Origin of the sequence: Streptomyces sp. NPDC020983 (genome assembly GCF_044333485.1) — a bacterium.
In the GTDB taxonomy this organism is placed as follows: domain Bacteria; phylum Actinomycetota; class Actinomycetes; order Streptomycetales; family Streptomycetaceae; genus Actinacidiphila.
Window position 1 is genome coordinate 1 of record NZ_JBIRRA010000003.1, and the last position, 19,697, is coordinate 19,697.

At 75.2% G+C, this 19,697-nt stretch carries 16 protein-coding genes; 6 read left to right on the forward strand and 10 right to left on the reverse strand.

The window, feature by feature from the left end:
- Positions 1-501: 501 nt before the first annotated feature.
- Both ACH4SE_RS06390 and ptsP read left to right on the forward strand, forming a co-directional pair.
- On the forward strand, positions 502-951 hold the full coding sequence (locus tag ACH4SE_RS06390) for a PTS glucose transporter subunit IIA (protein WP_398542159.1): 450 nt from the start codon (positions 502-504) through the stop codon (positions 949-951).
- Between the two features lie 11 nt (positions 952-962).
- Positions 963-2,633, forward strand: coding sequence for a phosphoenolpyruvate--protein phosphotransferase (gene ptsP, locus ACH4SE_RS06395; protein ID WP_398542160.1), 1,671 nt, complete (start codon positions 963-965; stop codon positions 2,631-2,633).
- Between the two features lie 125 nt (positions 2,634-2,758).
- Here the strand turns inward: ptsP and ACH4SE_RS06400 are convergent, their stop codons facing one another.
- Both ACH4SE_RS06400 and ACH4SE_RS06405 read right to left on the reverse strand, forming a co-directional pair.
- Positions 2,759-3,763: a hypothetical protein gene (locus ACH4SE_RS06400; protein ID WP_398542161.1), complete on the reverse strand. Its 1,005-nt coding sequence runs from the start codon at positions 3,761-3,763 to the stop codon at positions 2,759-2,761.
- A gap of 32 nt (positions 3,764-3,795) precedes the next feature.
- Positions 3,796-5,115 (reverse strand): MFS transporter, encoded by a 1,320-nt coding sequence (locus ACH4SE_RS06405; RefSeq protein ID WP_398542162.1) that lies wholly within the window; start codon positions 5,113-5,115, stop codon positions 3,796-3,798.
- A 79-nt stretch (positions 5,116-5,194) separates the two neighbouring features.
- Here ACH4SE_RS06405 and ACH4SE_RS06410 point away from each other — a divergent pair, with 79 nt between their 5' ends.
- The gene (locus ACH4SE_RS06410; RefSeq protein ID WP_398542163.1) at positions 5,195-6,523 is read left to right on the forward strand and encodes an aminotransferase class I/II-fold pyridoxal phosphate-dependent enzyme; all 1,329 of its coding nucleotides are present in this window, start codon (positions 5,195-5,197) and stop codon (positions 6,521-6,523) included.
- A 26-nt stretch (positions 6,524-6,549) separates the two neighbouring features.
- Here the strand turns inward: ACH4SE_RS06410 and ACH4SE_RS06415 are convergent, their stop codons facing one another.
- Positions 6,550-8,571 (reverse strand): acetoacetate--CoA ligase, encoded by a 2,022-nt coding sequence (locus ACH4SE_RS06415; protein WP_398542164.1) that lies wholly within the window; start codon positions 8,569-8,571, stop codon positions 6,550-6,552.
- Between the two features lie 180 nt (positions 8,572-8,751).
- Here ACH4SE_RS06415 and ACH4SE_RS06420 point away from each other — a divergent pair, with 180 nt between their 5' ends.
- Positions 8,752-11,142, forward strand: coding sequence for a glycoside hydrolase family 31 protein (locus ACH4SE_RS06420; protein ID WP_398542165.1), 2,391 nt, complete (start codon positions 8,752-8,754; stop codon positions 11,140-11,142).
- Here the strand turns inward: ACH4SE_RS06420 and ACH4SE_RS06425 are convergent.
- A complete protein-coding gene (locus tag ACH4SE_RS06425) occupies positions 11,109-11,684 on the reverse strand; it encodes an NUDIX domain-containing protein (protein ID WP_398542166.1) in 576 nt (191 codons plus the stop codon). The two genes, ACH4SE_RS06420 and ACH4SE_RS06425, sit on opposite strands and share 34 nt — an antisense overlap.
- Positions 11,685-11,721: 37 nt before the next feature.
- Between ACH4SE_RS06425 and ACH4SE_RS06430 the strand changes: the two genes are divergently transcribed.
- Positions 11,722-12,528, forward strand: coding sequence for a M15 family metallopeptidase (locus tag ACH4SE_RS06430; RefSeq protein ID WP_398542167.1), 807 nt, complete (start codon positions 11,722-11,724; stop codon positions 12,526-12,528).
- Here ACH4SE_RS06430 and ACH4SE_RS06435 read toward each other — a convergent pair.
- The 4 genes from ACH4SE_RS06435 to ACH4SE_RS06450 all read right to left on the reverse strand — a co-directional run bounded on the left by ACH4SE_RS06435 (position 12,453) and on the right by ACH4SE_RS06450 (position 16,577).
- Positions 12,453-13,790, reverse strand: coding sequence for an adenylosuccinate synthetase (locus ACH4SE_RS06435; RefSeq protein ID WP_398542168.1), 1,338 nt, complete (start codon positions 13,788-13,790; stop codon positions 12,453-12,455). The two genes, ACH4SE_RS06430 and ACH4SE_RS06435, sit on opposite strands and share 76 nt — an antisense overlap.
- Complete coding sequence (locus tag ACH4SE_RS06440) at positions 13,787-14,701, reverse strand: hypothetical protein (RefSeq protein ID WP_398542169.1); 915 nt, start codon at positions 14,699-14,701, stop codon at positions 13,787-13,789. The genes ACH4SE_RS06435 and ACH4SE_RS06440 overlap by 4 nt, the downstream gene beginning before the upstream one ends.
- 86 nt (positions 14,702-14,787) lie before the next feature.
- The gene (locus tag ACH4SE_RS06445) at positions 14,788-15,672 is read right to left on the reverse strand and encodes a molecular chaperone DnaJ (RefSeq protein WP_398542170.1); all 885 of its coding nucleotides are present in this window, start codon (positions 15,670-15,672) and stop codon (positions 14,788-14,790) included.
- Positions 15,669-16,577, reverse strand: coding sequence for an NUDIX domain-containing protein (locus tag ACH4SE_RS06450; RefSeq protein ID WP_398542171.1), 909 nt, complete (start codon positions 16,575-16,577; stop codon positions 15,669-15,671). Before ACH4SE_RS06450 ends, ACH4SE_RS06445 begins: the two co-directional genes overlap by 4 nt.
- 263 nt (positions 16,578-16,840) lie before the next feature.
- Here ACH4SE_RS06450 and glpK point away from each other — a divergent pair, with 263 nt between their 5' ends.
- Complete coding sequence (gene glpK / locus ACH4SE_RS06455) at positions 16,841-18,460, forward strand: glycerol kinase GlpK (protein WP_398542172.1); 1,620 nt, start codon at positions 16,841-16,843, stop codon at positions 18,458-18,460.
- Positions 18,461-18,479: 19 nt separating this feature from the next.
- Here glpK and ACH4SE_RS06460 read toward each other — a convergent pair whose 3' ends face one another.
- On the reverse strand, positions 18,480-19,088 hold the full coding sequence (locus tag ACH4SE_RS06460) for a GTP-binding protein (RefSeq protein ID WP_398542173.1): 609 nt from the start codon (positions 19,086-19,088) through the stop codon (positions 18,480-18,482).
- Between the two features lie 191 nt (positions 19,089-19,279).
- Positions 19,280-19,690: a DUF742 domain-containing protein gene (locus ACH4SE_RS06465; protein ID WP_398542174.1), complete on the reverse strand. Its 411-nt coding sequence runs from the start codon at positions 19,688-19,690 to the stop codon at positions 19,280-19,282.
- Between the last annotated feature and the right edge of the window lie 7 nt (positions 19,691-19,697).

A 19,697-nucleotide genomic window follows, 5' to 3' on the forward strand; every position in this document is an offset into this window, starting at 1 on the left:
GGGTAATCCCGGAAACAACACCAAAGAGCGGGACGGACCGGAGGAATAATCCGGCCGTCCACAGCGTCCTCGCTGTGTTCTTCTTCAAAGGAACCACATCACGCACCCACAACGGGTACGAGACGGGGTTATCAACATATCTGGCGTTGACTTTTGGCACGCTGTTGAGTTCTCAAGGAACGGAAGCTTCCTTCGAGACCGTTTCACCGGCCCCTCCGGGCTTTCCCTTCGTTGTGTTCCGACTCTATCAGAAGAATTTCGTCGGAATTTCCACCCCGTTTTCCGAGCACACACGTTTCCGCGGGTTCTCGTCGAAGCGGTTGTGCCAACCTACTGGACGGCTCTGCGGGGAGCAAATCCGGGGTAGGGATCCGGACGGGTGTGCGGACGGTACGCCTCGGGCGGAATCACCACTTGCCATGACTTAGGCTGCTGGGGCGGCTGGCCGTCCGGTGACAGGCAGTGACGGCTCTTGATACTCCGCGTCTAGGAGGCTTCCCCATGACGACCGTTTCGTCTCCCCTCGCCGGCCGGGCCATCGGGCTTGCGGCTGTGCCGGACCCCGTGTTCTCCGGGGCGATGGTGGGTCCCGGTACGGCGATCGACCCGGTGCGCGAGCCCGGAGTGGCGGTGGCTCCGGTGGACGGAGTGATCGTCTCCCTGCACCCGCACGCCTTCGTCGTGGTGGACGACGAGGGTCACGGGGTGCTGACCCATCTCGGTATCGACACCGTGCAGCTCAACGGCGAGGGTTTTGAAGTGCTCGTGACGAAGGGCGACACGGTTTCGCGCGGGGACGCGGTGGTGCGCTGGGACCCGGCGGGTGTGGAGGCGGCGGGCAAGTCCCCTGTCTGCCCCGTGGTCGCGCTGGAGGCCACCGCGGATGCGCTGGCCGAGCTGGTGGAGGCCGCTGACGTGGCCGCCGGCGACACCCTTTTCAGCTGGAAGTAGGGGCACGACCGATGGAGACAACGCTTCAGGGTGTCGGCGTCAGTCACGGCGTGGCGATCGGCGAGGTGCGGCACATGGGCACCGCGGTGCTGGAGCCGCCGGCCAAGCAGATCGCGTCCGGGGACACCGCGCGCGAGCAGGGGCGGGCACGGCAGGCCGTCGAGGCGGTGGCCGCGGATCTGAAGGCCCGGGGCAATCTGGCCGGCGGTGAGGCACAGGCGGTGCTGGAGGCGCAGGCGCTCATGGCGCTGGACCCGGAGCTGATCGCGGACGTGGATCGCCGGATCGCGGTGGGGAGCACCGCCGAGCGGGCCGTCTACGACGCCTTCGCCTCCTACCGTGCGCTGCTGGCGAGTGCCGGGGAGTACCTGGCGGGCCGGGTCGCGGACCTGGACGACGTGCGGAACCGCATCGTGGCGCGGCTGCTGGGCGTGCCGATGCCGGGTGTCCCGGACAGTGACGAGCCCTACGTGCTCATCGCGCGGGACCTGGCGCCGGCGGACACCGCGCTGCTGGACCCGGCGCTCGTGCTGGGCTTCGTGACCGAGGAGGGCGGGCCGACGAGCCACAGCGCGATCCTGGCGCGGGCCCTGGGGGTGCCGGCGGTCGTGGCGCTGCCGGGTGCGTGCGAGCTGGCCGAGGGCACGGTCATCGCGGTGGACGGCAGTACGGGCGAGGTGTTCGTCGAGCCGGGCGAGGAGAAGGTGGCGTCCCTGACCGCCGCTGCGGAGGAGCGCAAGGCGGCGCTCGCGGCGGCGTCCGGGCCGGGTGCCACGTCGGACGGGCACAAGGTGCCGCTGCTGGCGAACGTCGGCGGCCCCGCGGACGTGCCGGCGGCGGTGGCCGCGGGCGCGGAGGGCGTGGGGCTCTTCCGTACCGAGTTCCTCTTCCTCGACGACTCGGCGCAGGCACCGTCCGAGGAGAAGCAGGTCGAGGCCTACCGGCAGGTGCTGGAGGCGTTCCCGGGCGGCCGGGTCGTCGTGCGGGTGCTGGACGCGGGCGCCGACAAGCCGCTGGACTTCCTGACGCCGGCGGACGAGCCGAACCCGGCGCTGGGCGTGCGGGGTCTGCGGGCGCTGCTCGACCACCCGGAGGTGCTGCGCGGGCAGCTGCGGGCGCTGGCCGCGGCCGCGGCCGGGCTGCCGGTGTACCTGGAGGTCATGGCGCCGATGGTCGCGGACCGTCAGGACGCCAGGGCCTTCGCCGACGCGTGCCGGGAGGCGGGTCTCACGGCGAAGTTCGGGGCGATGGTGGAGATCCCGTCGGCCGCGCTGCGGGCCAGGTCGGTGCTCCAGGAGGTGGAGTTCCTGTCGCTGGGGACGAACGACCTGGCGCAGTACACCTTCGCCGCGGACCGGCAGGTCGGTGCGGTGGCGCGCCTGCAGGACCCGTGGCAGCCCGCGCTGCTGGACCTGGTGGCGCTGGCCGCCGATGCGGCCAAGGCCGAGGGCAAGAGCTGCGGTGTGTGCGGTGAGGCGGCGGCGGATCCGCTGCTGGCGTGCGTGCTGACGGGTCTGGGTGTCACCAGCCTCTCGATGGGCGCGGCGTCCATTCCGTACGTACGGGCGACGCTGGCGAAGTACACGCTGGCGCAGTGCGAGCGTGCGGCTGCTGCCGCGCGGGCCACCGACAGTGCCGACGAGGCGCGCCGGGCGGTGCAGGCGGTGCTGTCCGGCGAGTAGCCGGACGGGCCGGAGCGGCGCCGGTCGCCGGGAAGGGCGCTTCACCCGCGGGTGGGGCGCCCTTCCGCGTGGGCGGCCGCGGTGCGCGGACGGCCCGTCGGGCGTCGTGCGGTCCGGTGCCGGTTTCAGGGTCCGGTGCCGGGGTGCGGTGGTGGGAGGTCGAAGCCCGCGCGGTAGCGGACTCCGGGCTCGGGCGGGAGGACGTCGCCGGTGCCGGGGTCGGTGCAGTAGGCGTCGAAGACCTCGGCCTCGGTGAGGGGGTGGGGCCCGTCGTGGTGCAGGGACCAGCCGCGGACGGTGTCGGTGCCGCGGGCGTCGGTGGTGCGCAGGACGAGCCCGCCGGGACGGGTGGTGAGCCGGGCGGCGGCCATGACCGTGCACAGCGTGGTGGTCTCGGCGTCGTCGAGGTCGAAACTGCCGTCGGCCGCGGTGGTGAGCCGGGCGGCGGCGAGCACGGGCGGGCCGTCCTGCGTGGTCAGGCTGGCCACGACGTGGTGGGTGCCGGGGCCGGCCACGGCCAGGAGGCGCAGCAGGGTGTGGGCGGCGAGGTCGAAGGCGCAGTGGGTGAAGAGCTCGCCGCAGTCGGTGCACCGGCCGGCGGTGGCGAGGAGGCCGGCGGCGCGGTCGCGGGTGACCCGCAGGTCGGCCGCGCGGGCGAGCCCGGCGCGCAGCAGGCGCAGGGGCTGGCGGGTATAGGGGACGGCGGGCCCGGTGGTGCTCGCCTCGGCGGTGTAGCGGGCGCGGGCTTCGGGGGTGTCGGGTGGCCGGCGGCTGTCGGCGCAGTGGGTGGCGAACCGGTCGGGGTCGAAGAGGGTGACGGCGATGCTGGTGCCCTGGGCGTGCAGGGAGCGGAGCATGGCGTCGAGGTGCCGCAGGTACGTTCCGTAGTCGGTGAAGGGGAAGGTGCGGTAGCCCGCCATGGTGGTGAAGTCGTGCTCGTCGAGAAGCAGCCCGACCACGGTGGGGGCTTCGCGGCGCAGTGCCCTGCGGTGCGCGGAGCGTCCCGGTGCGCGGCGGCGGGCCCTGGTCAGGGTGGCTTTGCGGGCGCGGGAGCGGTCGCGGGTGCGGCTCCTGCCGCCGCCGGCGGCGGCGGTCCGGGTCTTCTGGTGCGTACGGCCGGTGTTCTGCACGGCTCCCCCTGCGAAGTGGATCGGTGTGTTCCCTACTGCTCACTGACGGTAAGGGGAGCCACTGACAACGCCTCCGCTTCCGGTGTCAGCGGCGGGTGGGCGAGGCGGCGCAGGACCAGGCGCCGCTGGAGGAGTGCGGCGGCGGCGAGGACGGCGCCGAAGCCGATCCAGCCCGCTGGTCCGCCGGCGATGACGACGGAGGTGACCAGCAGCGGTCCGACGCAGCGGGCGGCGGACTGCGCGAGGCCGTACACGCCGAGGTAGGCGCCCTGGGCGTCGTCCGGGGCGAGGCAGACCGACAGCTCCCAGCCGACGGCGGACTGGACCATCTCCACGACGGTGAAGGCGACGGCGGACACGAGGACGGCGGCGGTCGCGGCCCACCGGTCGTGGACCACGGCGGCCGCGGTGACCAGGCCGGACAGCAGCAGCCAGGCGGCGACCGGGCGCAGCGCGTCCGCGGCGACGCGGGCGGTGGCGCCGAAGCGGGACAGCCGTACCTGGAGGAGGACGACGATGACGGTGTTGAGGACGAAGACGCTCGCGGCCAGACCGTGCGGGGCGTCGGTGCGGGTGAGGATCCACAGCGGCAGGCCGACGGTGAGCGCCACGCCGTGCAGGAACATCGCGGCGTCCAGGACCGCGTAGCCGAGGTAGCCGGCGTCCCGCCAGGGGCTGCGGGCGGCCGGCGGCACGGCGGTGGCGGCGTCCGCGTGCGAGGTGACCGTGCGGGTGGCGGAGGGCGGTTCGGCGCAGCGGGCGACGAGCAGGGCGACGACGACGAAGGAGAGGCCGTCGCCGAGGAGCAGCAGGCGGTAGACGCTGGTGGTGCCGGCGGCCAGGGCGGCCGAGGCGGCCAGACCGCCGACGGTGTAGCCGACGTTGACGACGGTGCGCTGGACGGCCTGGTAGCGGGCGCGGTCCCGGCCGGCGACGCGGGCGGCGAAGAGCTTGGTGAGGACGGAGGCGGAGCGTTCGCCGAAGCTGCCGAGCGCGACGAGCGGCAGCAGCTGCCAGAAGCCGTGGGCGAGCAGCATGAGCAGCCCGGAGGCGGCGCGCAGCAGCTGGACGGCGAGCAGGACGCGGGTGAGCGGCAGCCGGTCGGCGAGGCGTCCGGCGAGCGGGGCCCCGGCGAGGCCCGCGATGCCGCCGAGGCCGAGCAGCAGGCCGGTGCGTGAGGTGTCGAGGCCCGCGACGACGACGAAGTAGAGCGCGGTGACGGAGTACCAGAGGCCGGAGCCGACCTTGTCGACGAGGTTGATCCACAGCATCCGGCGCCCGTCCGGGCCGCCGGGTATGTCCGGGATCTTCAGGATCTTCGCGGCTCGCTGCACGATCGGTGCCCCCTGCACGGCGTCACGTCCCTCGTCGTCGGCGCCGGCCGGTTCACGGCCCTTGCCAACTCTTTTGTATTGATACATACTTTGGCTTGTGGCAACACAATATGCGATCGAGGGCGGTACGGCCAGGGAGATCGCCGCGTCCGCCGAACGGGCCGTCGCCGAGGGCAGGCTGCGCCCCGGCGAGACGCTGCCTCCGGTACGGGCACTGGCCGGGGCGCTCGGCGTGAGCCCCGGCACGGTGGCGACGGCGTACAAGGAGCTGCGCGGCCGCGGCGTCGTGGTCACCAGGGGGCGCGCCGGCACGGTGGTCGCGCCCGCGGCGGCCGCGCCCTCGCGGCGCCCGCCGCGGGTGCCGGAGGGCCTGCGCAACCTCGCCGGCGGGCATCCCGACCCGGCGTTCCTGCCGGAGCTGGTGCCGCCGAGCCGGCTCACGCCCTACGCCCAGTCGCACCGCCGCTCGCCCCGGATGCCGGAGCTGGAGGAACTGGCCCGCGCCTGGTTCCGCCGGGACGGGGTGCCGGACGAGCACGTGACCTTCGCGCACGGCTCCCTCGACGCCATCGCGCGGCTGCTGTCGGTGGAGCTGCGGCCGGGTGACGCGGTGGCGGTGGAGGACCCGGGCTTCCACCACCTGCTGGACCTGATCCAGACGCTGGGGCTGCGGACCCTCGCGGTGCCCGTCGACGACGAGGGGATGCGGCCGGAGGGGCTGCGGGCCGCGCTGCGCCGTGGGGCGCGCGCGGTGGTGATCTTCCCGCGCGCGCAGATCCCCTACGGATCGCGGGTGTCGCAGGCGCGCCGCCAGGAGCTGCTGGCGGCGCTCGCCGGCGCCCCCGAGGTGCTGGTCGTCGAGGACGACGGGACGTCGCTGGTGGACGGCGGCCCGCTGTGGTCGCTGACGACGGCGCGCGACGGAGGCCCGGCGCGGTGGGCGCAGGTGCGGACCGTCTCCAAGGCGCTGGGCCCCGACCTGCGGTGGACGGCGATGGCCTGCGACGCCACCACCCTCGCGCGGCACGACGCACGGCTGCTGGTGACGTCCGGCTGGATCAGCCATGTCCTCCAGGAGACGGTGCTGCGGCTGCTGGCGGATCCGGCCACGGACGCGCTGGTGGCCGCGGCGACGGCGGCGTACGACGAGCGCCGCGGGGCGCTGACCGGGGCGCTGGCCGCGCAGGGCGTCGAGGCGCACGGGCGCAGCGGGCTCAACGTCTGGGTGCCCGTGCGCGACGAGTCGGCGGTGGTCAACGGGCTGCGGTCGCGCGGCTGGTGGGTGGCGGCCGGCGCCCGCTTCCGGATCGACGCGGGCCCCGGCGTGCGGATCACCACGGCGGACCTGGCGGCGGAGGAGGCGCCCCGGCTGGCCGCCGACTTCGCGGCGGCGCTCACCGACGCCCCGGGCACGTACGGGGACTGACGGTGCCGCGGCACGCGAGGGGGCGCCTACTCCCCCCGCGCGGCGGCGCGTTCGGCGCCGAGCCGCTCGTAGAAGCGCAGCACCGTCAGGTCGTCGACCGAGCCGGGGTTGACGGCGCGGTCCAGCGGGGTGCCCTGGAGCAGCCGCTTGACCGGCACCTCGATGCGCTTGCCGGTCAGGGTGTGCGGCACACCGGGCACCTCGATGATCTCGTCCGGCACGTGCCGCGGGGAGAGCTGGGAACGCAGGGCGCCGGCGATCCTGTCGCGCAGCGCGTCGTCCAGCTGCACCCCGTCGGCGAGCCGGACGAACAGCGGCATCCAGTAGCCGCCGTCCGGCTCCTCGATGCCGATGACCAGGGACTCGCGGATCTCCGGGAGCCGTTCGACGACCTCGTAGATGTCGGCCGAACCCATGCGCACGCCCTGCCGGTTGAGCGTGGAGTCGGAGCGGCCGTGGATGACGACGGTGCCGCGCGAGGTACGGGTGATCCAGTCGCCGTGCCGCCACACACCGGGGTACACCGCGAAGTAGCTGTCGTGGTAGCGGCTGCCGTCGGGGTCGTTCCAGAAGCGGACCGGCATGGACGGCAGCGGGTGGGTGACGACGAGCTCGCCGACCTCGTCGACGACCGGCCGGCCGTTCGCGTCCCACGCCTCCAGGCCGGTGGCCAGGCACGGGGCCTGCAACTCGCCGGCGTGGACGGGCAGGGTCGGCACGCCGCCGGCGAAGCAGCTGCAGACGTCCGTGCCGCCGCTGACGGAGGCGATCCACAGGTCCTCGCCGACCTCGTCGTGCAGCCAGCGGAAGCCGTCGGGCGGCAGCGGGGAGCCGGTGGTGGCCACGCAGCTCACCCGGGACAGGTCGAAGTCGCGCCCGGGGTGCACGTCGGCCTTGCGGCAGGCGACGACGTAGGCGGCGGAGGTGCCGAAGACGGTGGTGCCGGTCTGCTCGGCGATGCGCCACTGCGCCTCGATCGAGGGGTGGCCGGGGCTGCCGTCGTAGAGGACGACCGTGGCGCCGACCAGCAGGCCCGACACCAGGAAGTTCCACATCATCCAGCCGGTGGAGGTGTACCAGAAGAAGCGGTCGTCGGGACCGAGGTCGAGGTGCAGCCCGGTCTGCTTGAGGTGTTCGAGCAGGATGCCGCCCTGGGACTGCACGATCGCCTTGGGCAGCCCGGTGGTGCCGGAGCTGTAGAGCACCCACAGCGGGTGCTCGAAGGGCACCTGCTCGTAGACGGGTTCGGGATCGTCGGCGACCAGGTCCCGCCATTCCAGGGCGCCTTCGGGCGCCGGGGTGTCGAGCAGCGGGATGTGCACGGTCGCGCGCAGCGTGGGCAGGCCCGCCCTGGCCTCGGCGACGACGGCGGTGCGGTCGTGCTCCTTGCCGCCGTAGCGGTAGCCGTCGACGGCGAACAGCACGACCGGCTCGACCTGCTGGAAGCGGTCCAGGACGCTGCGGGCGCCGAAGTCGGGGGCGCACGAGGTCCACACGCCGCCGACCGCGGCGGTGGCCAGCAGGGCGACGGCCGCCTGGGGGGTGTTCGGCAGGTAGCCGCTGACCCGTTCGCCGGGGCGGACGCCGAGCCGGCGCAGGGCCGCGGCGAGCGAGGCGACCTGCCGGGACAGCTCGGCCCAGCTGATGACGCCGGTCTCCATGCGCTCGTCGACGTGCAGGACGGCGGGCAGGTCGCGGCGCGCGGTGTCGAGGGCGGGGCGCAGCGCGTGCTCGGCGTAGTTGACCGTCGCGCCGGGGAACCAGCGGGCGCCGGGCATGGAGTCGTCGGCGAGCACCTGCTCGTAGGGGGCTGCGAAGCGTACGTCGAACCACTCCGTGAGGGCCTGCCAGAAGGTCCGGCTCTCGCGCACCGACCACTCGTGCAGGGCCGCGTAGCCGCCCTGCGGGTCCTCGGGGCGTACGGCGGGGGCGCCGTGCCGCTCGTGGGCCCAGTTCTGGAAACGGGTCACCTGCGCGCGGGCGACGCGCTCGGGACCGGGTGTCCAGAGGGCCTCGGGGGCGCGGTCGGCTTCGGCGGGGCTGGTCATGGGCGGCTCCAGACGGTCCACAGCACGGCTGGTCAGGACGATGCCATGCCCGCGACCGGATCGCCAGGGCGGCGCCCGCCGCCGCGCGCGTCACCGGTGTGTCGTCCGCCACCGCCCCCGGAAGGTGAACACCGGCTGAACGGGCGGCGTGCCGTGCGACAGCAGTGAAAGGCTGGGGCCATGGATGCACGGGCCCTGCTGCGGTCGGTACGGATGGCGGGCTCCGCCCAGGGGCGGCGCACGGTGGCGGCGGCGTGGCGGCGCGAGCGCGCGGACGCCAGGGACCTGCCGCGGTACGGCGCCGGACGGGCGCGGGTGCCCGGGGCGGTGGTGCGGGCCGAGCCGATGCCGGGCGGCGGCACCGTGCACTTCGCGCGTTCCGTGCTGCGGGTGCGGGTCGCGGCCGGCGGCGCGGTCTTCTGCGGCTGGGACGGCGCGGCGCCCGAGCCGTCGTACGCGCTGGCGGCAGGCCCGAAGTGGGGTCCGGCGCCCGGCCCGGCGGAGGGCGGCTGCCCCGAGGCCGACGCGCGGGCGCTGCTCGAACCCGACCAGGACGGCTGGCGGGTGGTGTCGGAGCGGATGACGGTGCGGGTGTCCGCGCACGGTGCGGTGGAGTTCCGCACCCCCGGCGGCCGGCTGCTGCGCCGGGAGCTTCCGCCGCGCTGGTGGGACCCGGCGGGCACGGACGGCGGCCACGGGACGCGCTGGGTGCAGCGCTCGGAGACCCCGGCCGACGCGCGGGTGTACGGGCTGGGCGGCCGGGCCGCGGGCCCGCGGCTCGCGGCGGGCACCTACCGGCTGTGGAACACCGACCCCGGCGGCTCCTTCGAGCCCGGCGACGACCCCCTGTACATCACCATGCCCGTGCAGCTGGTGGTCTCAGACTCCGGCTGCCACCTCGTCTTCCACGACAACACGTGGGACGGCCGGGTCACGCTGCGGGACGGCGAGGAGGGCGCGGGCTCCGGGCACGACCGGTACGGCGGCTGCGAGCTGCGGATGGACGGCGGCCCGCTGCGCTACTGGGTCGTCGCCGGTACGCCGTCGCGGGTCCTGGCCGGCTGGACGGCGCTGACCGGGCGGCCGGCGGTGCCGCCGCGCTGGGCGCTGGGCCACCAGCACGCCCGGTGGGGCTTCGGCAGCGCGCAGGAGGTGCGCCGGGTCGCGGCGGGCTACCGCGAGCACGGGCTGCCGCTGTCGGCGCTGCACCTGGACATCGACCACCTCGACGGCCACCGGGTCTTCACCGTGGACCGCGACCGCTTCCCCGACCTGCCGGGCCTGGCACGGGAGCTGGGCGAGCAGGGGGTGCGGCTGGTGTCGATCGTCGACCCGGCGGTCAAGCGCGAGCCGGGGCTCGCGGTGTACGACGCCGGGCGCGCGGCGGACGCGTTCGTGCGCGACGGCCGCGGCCGCGAGGTGCGCGGCGTGGTGTGGCCGGGCGAGGCGGTCTTCCCCGACTTCACCGACCCGGCGGTGCGCACGTGGTGGGGCGGGCTGTACGCCGAGCGGCTCGCCCAGGGCTTCTCCGGCGTCTGGCACGACATGAACGAGCCGGTGTCCTTCGCCGCCTTCGGCGACCCCACGCTGCCGCGCTCGGCCCGGCACGCGCTGGAGGGCGCGGGCGGCGACCACCGCCAGGCGCACAACGTGTACGGCCTGGCGATGGCCGCGGCCGGCTACCGCGGCCTGTGCGAACTGCGCCCGGAGCAGCGGCCCTTCCTCTTCTCGCGGTCCGGCTGGGCGGGCATGCAGCGCTACGGCGGCACCTGGTCGGGGGACGTCGCGACCGGCTGGGAGGGCCTGCGCGCCTCGCTCGCGCTGGTGCTGGGGCTGGGACTGTGCGGGGTGCCCTACTCGGGTCCCGACGTGGGGGGCTTCACCGGGTCGCCGTCGCCGGAGCTGTATCTGCGGTGGTTCCAGCTGGGCGCCTTCCTGCCGTTCTTCCGCACCCACTCGGCGATCGACGCGGGGCGCCGCGAGCCGTGGGAGTTCGGGCCCGAGGTGCTGGGGCACGCCAGGGCCGCACTGGCGGAGCGGGCGAGGCTGCTGCCGTACCTGGACACCCTCGCGCACGTCGCGCACCGCACCGGTGCCCCGTACGTGCGCCCGCTGTGGTGGAACTCGCCGGGCGACCGCGCGCTGCGGGACTGCGGCGACGCCTTCCTGCTGGGCGACTCCCTGCTGGTCGCGCCGGTGCTGGAACCGGGGGTGACGATGCGTTCGGTACGGCTGCCGCGCGGCCTGTGGTACGACACCGCGACCGGCGAGGCGCACCGCGGGCGGACCCGGGTGCGGCTCGCGGCGCCGCCGGGCCGGATCCCGGTGCTGGCCCGCGCCGGGGCGGTGCTGCCCGTCGCGGGGGACGGCGGGGCCGTGGAGCTGGAGGTGTGGGCGCCGCGCCGGGACCGCACCGGCGGCGGGGTGGTCTTCACGGGCGACCCGGAGGGCTGGCGCAGGCCCCGGGTGGAGCGCTTCGTGTCGCGCTGGGCGGAGGGGGCCGTGGTGGTGGAGCGGGACGGCGGCCAGGAGCCCGGCTACCCGGTGCGGGTGCGCGGCGCCGGGTCGTAGCCGCCGGCGAACCAGCGGCGGGCGGCCAGGGTGTGCAGCGGGAAGCCCAGCTCCTGCGGGGCGCGCAGCAGCTGGTGGCCGTCGGTCTCGTCGGTGGGCGCGGACGGCGGCAGGTCGGCGGCGGGGCGTTCCGGCAGCAGCCCGAAGAGCAGCAGGTAGCCGCCCGGCTCGTCGGTGAGGGCGTCGGCGAGGGCGACGTCGGCGGGGTCGGCGGCGATGCCGGTCTCCTCGGCCAGTTCCCGGGTGACGGCGCGCTGCCAGCTCTCGCCGTGGTCGACGAAGCCGCCGGGCAGGGCCAGTTCGCCGCGGCGCGGCTCGATGGTGCGGCGGATGACGACGAGGGCGGTGCCGAGGCTGTCGCGTACGGGCAGCAGGGCGACGGCGACCGGCAGCGGGTTGCGGTAGGCGACCGTGCCGCACGCCGGGCAGTGCCGCGGCCAGGGGGCGCCGGCGGGGTAGCGCGACCCGCACGCGGAGCAGTGGGAGTTCTTCACCGGGGGCGCGGGCGGGGTCGCGGACACGCCGGGACTGTATCCGATCATCTGTCGCGGGGGGTGCCATCCCTGATATCCCAGGGGGATGCCGAAACTCACGACTTTACTGCGGGCTCTCGTCCTGCCCCTCGCCGCACTGGCCACGCTCACCGTCACCTCCGCCGGCCCGGTCCAGGCGCGCCCGGAGCCCAAGGCGCCCGCGCAGTTCGTGGCGCTGCGGGACGTGGACCCGACGATCATCCAGGAGATGCGGTACATCACGCCGCACAACTTCACCGGCGCCCCCGTCGACGGCTACCGCAAGCCGATGTGCATCCTCACCCGGCCCGCCGCCGAGGGCCTGCACCGCGTCCAGCAGGGGCTGCTGCGGCGCGGGTACTCGCTCAAGGTCTACGACTGCTACCGCCCGCAGCGCGCGGTGGACGACTTCGTCGCGTGGGCCGCGGACCTGGACGCGACGCAGATGAAGGCGGAGTTCTACCCGCGGGTCGACAAGACCCGGCTGTTCGCGGACGGTTACATCGCCGAGAAATCCGGGCACAGCCGCGGCAGCACCATGGACCTGACCGTGGTGCCGCTGCCCGCGCTGCCCACCCGCCCCTACCGGCCCGGTGAGGAGCTGACACCCTGCTACGGGCCGCAGGCGGAGCGCTTCCCCGACAACTCACTGGACATGGGCACCGGCTTCGACTGCTTCGACACCCTCGCCCACACCCTGGACCCGCGGGTGACGGGCGTGCAGCACGCCAACCGGATGCTGCTGATGGACGCGATGCAGGCGCAGGGCTTCACCAACCTGCCCGAGGAGTGGTGGCACTACACACTCAGCTCCGAGCCCTTCCCGGACACGTATTTCGACTTCCCCGTCGACCGCAGGTCCCTGACGTCCTGACGCCCGGGTCCGAAGGACTCCAGCACCACGGGGGCCCCGAGCAGCGACCCGATCGCCTCGCTCCACAGGCGCGGGTCGCCGCCCGGGGCGTCCCACAGCGCGGGCGCGGCACGCAGCAGCCGCGCCGTCAGCGCCGCCTGCCGCCCGAGGTCGCCGGGAGGCCCGGCGGGCAGGCGCTCGACCAGCCCGCCGTCGACACGGTAGCCACGGCAGATCCGCAGGCCGGGGCAGCGGCCCGGGGCGTCCAGGTGGGTCACGGCGAGCGCGTCCGCTCCCCCGCAGACCTCGACCGCGTACCGGAGCGCGACGGCGTCGAAGTGCCCCGTGCGGAAGGGGCCCTGCCAGCGGCCGTCGCCGTTGTGCGGCTCGGGCAGCAGCGCGGCGAGCTCCGGGTCCTCGGTGACCAGCGGGCCCGGGCCGTGCCGGGTGGTGTAGCTGCGCACCACGCCGAGCCGCAGCCCCTCCCCCGCGGCGCCGGCCTCGGCCAGCAGCGTCTCGGCGTTGCCGAAGGTGGTCGTCGACCAGGTGGTGTACGGGTGGAAGCCGTGCCACTCGTCGAGCAGGACGCCCTGGGCGCCCTCGAAGACGAGCGGTCCGCGCCGCGCCAGGTCCCGCAGCGCGCCCTCGCCGGTGAGCGTGACGGCCCGTGCGAAGGCCGCGTACGCCTCGGCGCAGGCCTCGACCGGCGGGGCGGGCAGGGGGCCCAGCTCGTCGGCGAGCCGGTCGCGCAGCAGCCGCAGCCGGCGCAGCAGCCGGGGGCGGGAGGCGCAGTCGCCCGCGGTCGGGGCGTCGCCGGGGTGGTCGAGGGCGTAGCGCGCGGTCTCCCCCACCCCCATGCCGCACGAGCCGTGCCGGGCCGTGCCCCTGGCCTGCTCACGCAGCCGGTTCGCGGCCGCGTGGTAGGGCGTGGCGAGCGGCGCGGCGCGGTCGACGGAGAGCAGCGCGTACGGATCGGGCAGACCGAGGGCGCGCAGGTGGTCGGCCTCGGCGGCGAGCGCGAGCGGGTCGACCGCGGTGAAGCGGGACAGGTGGGTGGGCACCCCGTGCAGGGCGCCCGAGCCGAACTGGGCGAAGGTGTGGTGGCGGCCGTCGGGCGCGACGACGTTGTGGGCCGCCTGCGCCCCGCCGTTGAACCGGACCACGGCGGCGACGCCGCCGCCGCGGCAGAGCCGGTCGACGGTGGCGCCCTTGCCCGCGTCCCCGAAGCCGAGGTCCACCACGAGGGTGTGGGGGCGTCCGCCGGGGACGCGGGCGGCGGTCACCGCCGGTCCGCCAGCGCGCGGGCGACCGGGCCGACGGCGTCCGAGCCCAGCTCGGCGAGGTCGGCGAGCCCGGTGGCCAGGTCGATGGCCTCCTCACCGAGGCCCACGGTCAGGGCGATGGTCTCGCACACCGCGTCCAGGTCGTCCAGCTCGATGACGTTCTGGCCCAGCAGGCGGCGCCACAGCGTCAGCACGTCGGTGTCTCCGGCGTGCGCGGCGCCCGCGGGCAGGATGTAGAAGACGTGGAACTTCCGCCTGAGCTCGGCCAGCACGTCCTGGACGGGGATGTCCTGCGGGAGGGTCTCGCCGAGCACCGCCTCGACCTCGCGGGCCTTGACCTTGCCGTAGGGCATCTCGTCGCCGATGAGGAAGAGGTAGCCGCGGCGGCCGCGCTTCTCGTGGCAGTCCAGTGAGGTGTGCCGGGCCATGGCGTAGAGGGCCAGTTCGTAGGACTCCGTCATCTGGCCGCCGCCCCCGCCCTCCAGCAGGATGTTGCCGAGGTCGTCGTCCATCCGGTTGTCGGACTCGAACTGGCCGATCTGGAGCGGCACCCGGTCGCAGGTGGCGTCGCCGACGGCGCCGAAGAGGATCTGCGGGTCGGGGGTGTAGCCCTTGCGCAGCAGCAGCCCGAACAGGTCGGGGAGCTTGGTCTGCAGGGTGCGCGGCACGCCGCCCATCGAGCCGGTGACGTCGAAGAGGACGGCGATGGCGAGCGAGGCGGGGTGCTCGTCGGAGTCACGGCTCTCCCGGACGGTCAGGCCGTGCGGGTCGAGCGACTGGTGGGCGCGCCAGGTGTCGCGCGGCGAACGGCGCCGCACGGAGTCGCTGTAGGCGAAGGCGCCGGTGCCGGAGGCGGCACGGTAGCGCTCGGCGGCGTCGTAGACATCGGTGGACCAGCGTCCGCTGCCCATGGTTTCCCCCTGAGTGTGGTGTGGTGTGCGGTGGCCGCCCTCCCGGTGGTCGGGAGGGCGGGGTGCCCGCGCGGTGCGGCGTACGGTCAGCCGGCCGGTGCGGCCGGCATCGTGAACGCGCGGAAGGTGCGCGGGCCGTAGAGGCGTTCCAGCAGGTCGTCGAGCTCGGCGAGCAGCGCCCAGGCGTCCTGCGGGCGGCGGTGCTGCTCGGGGAGGGTGCAGCCGCGCAGGAAGGCGCGCAGCGGTGCGGGGGCCCGGTCGCCCATGAGGCCGGCGACGCAGGCGGATGCGAGGTGGAGGTCGGTGGCGGCGGTCGCGGGCCGGTGGGCCGGGACTTCGGGCGGGTAGCCGGCGGCGTGCCGGAAGACCAGGACGGGCAGGTCGGTGCCGGCCGCGGTGGCGTAGCACCAGTCGACGAGCACCACGCCGTGCAGGGCGGGGTGGACCATGACGTGTTCGGGGAAGACGGCGCCGTGCACCAGCCCGGCGCGGTGCGCCCAGCCGAGCCCGGCCAGCAGCCGCCGCCACATCCACGCGGCGTCCCTGGCATCGAGCCCCGCGGGATGCGCGGCCGCGACCTCGGCGAGGGTGCGGAAGCCGTCGAGCGGTTCGAGGGCGTTGACCCGGCGCGGCCTGCCGTCCTCGCCGGGCTGCTCGAAACTCTCGACCAGGGCGGGGGCGTAGGCCCGGTGGCGCTCCTCGCCGACCCTGCCCAGCCGGGTCAGCACGTCGGCCTCGTGCTCCAGGAGATCGTTGTCGCGGGGGTGCCGGGCGGTCTTCAGGACGGCGGTGCGGTGCTCTCCGCCGTCCTCGTAGCGGGCGGTGCGCACGGTGGCGAGGTCGCCCTCGGCGAGCAGCGCGCCGGGGACGTACGCGTGCCGCGGGGCGCGGCCGGGCACCGGGGGTGCCGGGCCGGGGGCGGCGGGGGCGGCTTCGAAGTCGGCGCCCGAGGCGGCGTCCGGGCCCGTCACGGGGCACCCGCGCTGTCGGCGCCGGGGCGCAGCAGTGCCGGGTGCAGCAGCCGGGCGTCCCCGGCGCGGTAGAGCCGGGCCCGGGGGCCGCCGCGGCTGCCGGGGCGGGCGGCGGTCTCGCCGGTGGGCTCGACGAAGCCGGGCACGGACAGGACCTTGCGGTGGAAGTTGCCGGCGTGCAGCGGGGCGCCCCACACCGTCTCGTAGACCGCGCGCAGTTCGGAGACGGTGAACGTCTCGCCGAGGAAGGCGGTCGCCAGCGGGGTGTACTCGATCTTCGCCCGGGCGCGCTCCAGACCGTCCGCGAGGATCGTCGCGTGGTCGAAGGCGAGCCCTCCCCCGTGGGCGGGCGGCTCTCCGGCCGGGACGGGCCGGCGGCCGGTACCACCCCCGTAGGTTCCGGCCCGCCGACCCTGCTCGAAGGGACGCGCCCCCACCGGTTCCGGTTGCTCCGGGGCGGCAATTGCCCGTGCGATCGCCTCGACCGGCAGCCAGCCCGCCCCCGCCGCGTCGCCGCCGGGCCGCGCGTCGGGCAGGTCCGGGGCGAAGGCGAGGTAGGCGACCGAGACGACGTGCATCCGCGGGTCGCGCGCCGGGCTGCCGTACGACCCGAGCTGTTCGAGGTGGACCCGGCCGAGCGCGGCGGCGTCCAGGCCGGTCTCCTCCGCCAGTTCGCGGGCCGCCGCCTCGTCCAGCGACTCGCGGCCCGCCCGGACGAAGCCGCCCGGCAGCGCCCACCGCCCCGCGAAGGGCGGCTCCCCGCGCTGCACGGCGAGCACCTGGAGGCGGCCCTCGCGCAGGGTCAGGGCGACCACGTCCACCGTGACCGCGATCGGGTCGAAGGCGCGCGGGTCGTACGCGGCGAGGAAGCCGTGCTCGGACCGCGTGCCGTCCGGTTCCGTCATGGCCGCCACCCCCTTCCGCCGCGCGCGGCGTTGTTCTCAGACTGAGTCTTTCTCGATTCGAGAAGAACATAGCACCCGCTGTCGGCACCGTCCACCGGATCCGCGCCCCGGATTTCCGCGCCGTACACCCGCTTGACGCTCCGTCACCGCCGGGCAACACTTCCGGCAGTGCGACCCCGGACGGCGTGCGGGAGGTGCGCGCACGCCGCGGATCCGCGCGCCCACCGACGGCCGGACCGGCACCCACCGGGCAAGGGAGCGACATGAGCGGCACCGTCCCCACCCAGGCAGCCACCCCGCCGGCCGTGTTCCCGGCCGGCCGCCCGCACCGCCGCGGAAACCGTGCAGAGGCCTACGTCGCCGCGGTCGACCAGGGCACCACCTCCACCCGCTGCCTGGTCTTCGACGCCGCGGGCCAGGTGGTGGCCGCCGACCGGCGCGAGCACCGGCAGATCCTGCCGCGGCCCGGCTGGATCGAGCACGACGCCACCGAGATCTGGGCGAAGGTGCAGGCCGTCGCCACGGGCGCGCTCGCCAGGGCAGGGCTGCGCCCCGACCAGCTCACCGCGCTCGGGATCGCCAACCAGCGCGAGACCGTCGTGCTGTGGGACCGCCGCACCGGGCGCCCCGTGCACAACGCGCTGGTCTGGCAGGACACCCGCACCGCCGCACTGTGCGAGGAGATCGGCGGAGTCCACGGGCAGGACCGCTTCCGGGAGACCACCGGCCTGCCGCTCGCCCCCTACTTCTCCGGTCCCAAGATCGCCTGGCTGCTGGAACGGGTGCCGGGCCTGCGGCACCGCGCGGAGAACGGAGAGATCGCCTTCGGCACCATCGACTCCTGGCTCGTCTGGAACCTCACCGGCGGTATCGACGGCGGGGTGCACGTCACCGACGTCACCAACGCCGCCCGCACCCTGCTGATGGACCTGCGCACCCTCGACTGGGACCCGGCGATCCTGGCCGCCATGGACATCCCGGAGGCCGTCCTGCCGCGGATCCGCCCCTCCGCCGAGGTCTACGGCACCGCCACCGGGCGGCTCGCCGGGGTGCCGGTGGCCGCCGCGCTCGGCGACCAGCAGGCCGCGCTCTTCGGGCAGACCTGCTTCGACCTCGGCGAGGCCAAGAACACGTACGGACCCGGCAGCTTCCTGCTGCTCAACACCGGCGCCCGCCCCGTGCCGTCGGCGAGCGGGCTGCTCACCACCGTCGCCCACCAACTGGGCGGCGAGCGCCCGGTGTACTGCCTGGAGGGCTCCATCGCGATCACCGGCGCGCTCGTGGAGTGGCTGCGCGACCGGCTCGGGCTGATCCGCTCGGTCGACGAGATCGAGCCGCTCGCCGCGAGCGTCCCGGACAACGGCGGCGCGTACGTCGTCCCCGCCTTCTCGGGCCTCTTCGCGCCCTACTGGCGCTCCGACGCGCGCGGCGTCATCACCGGTCTGACGGCGTACGTCACCCGGGCCCATCTGGCGCGGGCGGTGCTGGAGGCCACCAGCTGGCAGACCCGCGAGGTGGTCGACGCCATGCAGCGCGACAGCGGGGTGCGGATCGCCGCGCTGCGCGCGGACGGCGGGATGACCGGCAACGGCCTGCTGATGCAGCACCAGGCGGACGTGCTGGGCGTACCGGTCATCCGCCCGGTGGTCGCCGAGACCACCAGCCTCGGTGCCGCCTACGCCGCGGGCCTGGCGACGGGCGTGTGGAACGGCCTGGACGAGCTGCGGGCGCACTGGCGCGAGGACGCCCGGTGGGAGCCCGCGATGGCCGAGCCGGAGCGGGCGCGGGAGTACGCGCGCTGGCGGAAGGCCGTCCGGCGCAGCATGGACTGGCTGGACGGCGACGAGCCGCAGGCGCGGCCGCGCCGCCCGCGGGTCGGCTGAGGACCCGTCGCGGGAGGCGTCAGGGGGCGGCGGGCGCGCGGCGGGCGGAGGCGTGGGCGGCGGCCCGCTCCACGACGCTGACGAGCACCCGCTTGACCGACTCGCGGTCGCGGGCGTCGCACAGCACCACCGGCACGCCGGGCCCGAGGTCCAGCGCGTCGACCACGTCCTCGGAGGTGTGCAGCCGCACGCCGTCGAAGCAGTTCACGGCGACGGTGAAGGGGATGTCGCGGGTCTCGAAGTAGTCGACGGCGGCGAAGCAGTCCGGCAGCCGGCGGGTGTCGGCGAGCACGATCGCCCCCAGCGCGCCCTGCGCCAGCTCGTCCCACAGGAACCAGAAGCGGTCCTGCCCGGGCGTGCCGAAGAGGTACAGCACCAGGTCGTCGCGCAGCGTGATGCGGCCGAAGTCCATCGCGACGGTGGTGGTGCGCTTGGCCTCCACGCCGGTGAGGTCGTCGACCGGGCGGCCCGCCTCGGTCAGCAGCTCCTCGGTCCGCAACGGCCTGATCTCGCTGACCGCGCCGATCAGCGTGGTCTTCCCGGCGCCGAAGCCGCCGGCGACGAGCAGTTTGAGGACGACCGGGTCCGGGGCGGACGGCCGGCGGCGCTCGGCGTGGACGATGGCCATGGATCTCGTCTGCTTCTTCCTGCGGGGGGAACGGCGGTTTCTGCGGAGGGGGAGACGGCGGACCGGCGGGGACACGGCGGTGGGGGTCGCCGCTGGGGACCGGGGACGGAAACGGTAGCGGAAACCCGCCTGCCGCGGGGCGGGTTGGGACGGTCTGTGAGGGACGGGACCAGAGGGGACGGAGGAGGGGACTACAGAGCCCGCAGGCCGTTGATGACGTCGCGCAGGATGCTCTCGTCCGGCAGCTCGGCGGGAGGTACCGGCGGACGCACCGTCACGTGGCCGGCGTCCAGCAGGTCGCCGACGAGCACGCGGACGACGCCGACGGGCAGGTCGACCTCGGCGGCGATCTCCGCGACCGAGGCCGGCTGCCGGTGGCAGAGCTGCACGATCTCCACCTGCTCGGGCGACAGCGAGCCGTCGTCCTCGGGACCGTCCGGACCGGTGCCGCCGTCGGCCGCGCCGCCGGGGGCCGCGACCACCAGGGCGATCAGGTCCAGCTTCGCCTCGGCCGCGTGGCTCGTGCGCCCGCGGGTCATCGCGTAGGGCCGCACCACCGGCCCTGCCGCGTCGTCGTACCAGCGGTCCGATTCAGCCGTCATGTCACCG